General features: G+C 32.4%; 2 protein-coding genes. One reads left to right on the forward strand and one right to left on the reverse strand.

What is annotated here, in order from left to right:
- Nucleotides 1-128 precede the first annotated feature (128 nt).
- The gene (locus ABY298_RS16290) at nucleotides 129-470 is read right to left on the reverse strand and encodes a hydrogenase maturation nickel metallochaperone HypA (RefSeq protein WP_372747093.1); all 342 of its coding nucleotides are present in this window, start codon (nucleotides 468-470) and stop codon (nucleotides 129-131) included.
- Between the two features lie 241 nt (nucleotides 471-711).
- On the opposite strand from ABY298_RS16290, the gene ABY298_RS16295 reads away from it, so the two are divergent.
- Nucleotides 712-1,530: hydrogenase small subunit (locus tag ABY298_RS16295; protein ID WP_372747094.1), on the forward strand; the 819-nt coding region annotated here is incomplete at its 3' end.

Raw genomic sequence — 1,530 nt, forward strand, 5'->3', positions numbered from 1 at the left:
GAATGAGAATGTCCATCGTGATGATGGTGATGTTCTTCATGTGAATGTTTATGTTCTCCTGGTTTTAAAATAGTAGGACCATTATTATCTGATCCACAGCCGCAAGTTCCACACATAATTTTATAAATTTAAATAACTTCTAACGTTTTAACTTTTAACTCTTTTCCTTTTAAAATTCCTTTAAAATTACTGCCGCAATTTGGGCAACAATCATAAATATTTTCCATTGCAAACTCGGTATCACAATCTATACATTTTCCCACGCCATCAATAATTAGTATTTCTTTTTCAGCATTTTCTAATACCGTATTTTCTACTGCAGAACTCCAAACAAAATTCAACGAATCAATTTCAATTCCCGCTAAAACACCAATTTCCAAAGCTATTTTGGTTACCCTTTCGGCTTTTACTTTTGCTGTTTCGTCTTCGGCAATTTTTACAATTCCTAAAGCAATAGATAATTCGTGCATGAGTTTAAAAGGATTTACTCTCAAAGTTACAAAATATATAAAAAGAAAACATATGATAATCATCAGTTAAAAATAACTGTAACAATTGTTACTATTAAGGATTGTAAGGTCTTATTTTAAAACATTCTAAATTAGGTAGTTACACTTGTTTTAATTAAATTTTATTGTAAATTTAATAGGTTCTTATTTTTAAAAGAAACAAACCGCATTAAAAGTTTTTTTATTATTTAAAATTATTCCTATGTCTAACAATAATGAACAACGTAAAACCTATTATGAAAGTATCATAAAACAAGGTTATAGCCGTAGAGATTTCATGAAGTTTACCACATACATGGCAGCCTTTATGGGATTGGAAAATTCTATGGTAGGACAAATAGCGCAATCTTTAGAAAAAACTCCAAGATTGCCTGTTATTTGGGAACATTATCAAGAATGCACGTGTTGCAGTGAATCATTTATCAGGTCAAATCACCCAATTGTTGCTGATATTATTTTAGATAAAATCTCTTTAGACTACACTTTAACTTTAATGGCTGCTTCTGGTCATCAAGCCGAAGCTGCAAAACAAGAAACCATGAAAAAATATCATGGTGAATATATTTTGTGTGTTGAAGGTTCAATTCCAATGGGAGATGATGGAAATTATTGTTGTATAGCTGGAAAATCAGCAAAAGAATCGTTTTTAGAAGCTGCTGAAGGAGCAAAAGCTATTATTGCTTGGGGAAGTTGCGCTTCCAATGGTTGTGTACAAGCGGCAAAGCCAAATCCAACAGGAGCAACACCAATTCATAAAATTGTAAAAAACAAACCAATTATTAGAGTTCCTGGTTGTCCGCCAATTGGTGAAGTAATGGCCGGAATTATTGTACATGTAGTTGCATTTGGCCGTTTACCAAAATTAGACAGATTAGGAAGACCAAAAGCGTTCTATGCAAAACGTGTTCATGACTCTTGTTACAGAAGACCTTATTATGATGCTGGTTTATTTGCCGAAACTTTTGATGATCAAAATGCTAAAAATGGTTATTGTTTGTACAAAGTTGGCTGCAAAGGACCA

Origin of the sequence: Lutibacter sp. (assembly GCF_041596795.1) — a bacterium.
Classification (GTDB): Bacteria; Bacteroidota; Bacteroidia; order Flavobacteriales; family Flavobacteriaceae; genus Lutibacter.

Excerpts from the sequence above, each read along its gene's own strand:
- ABY298_RS16290 (WP_372747093.1), bottom strand. The coding sequence starts at position 470 with ATGCACGAATTATCTATTGCTTTAGGAATTGTAAAAATTGCCGAAGAC.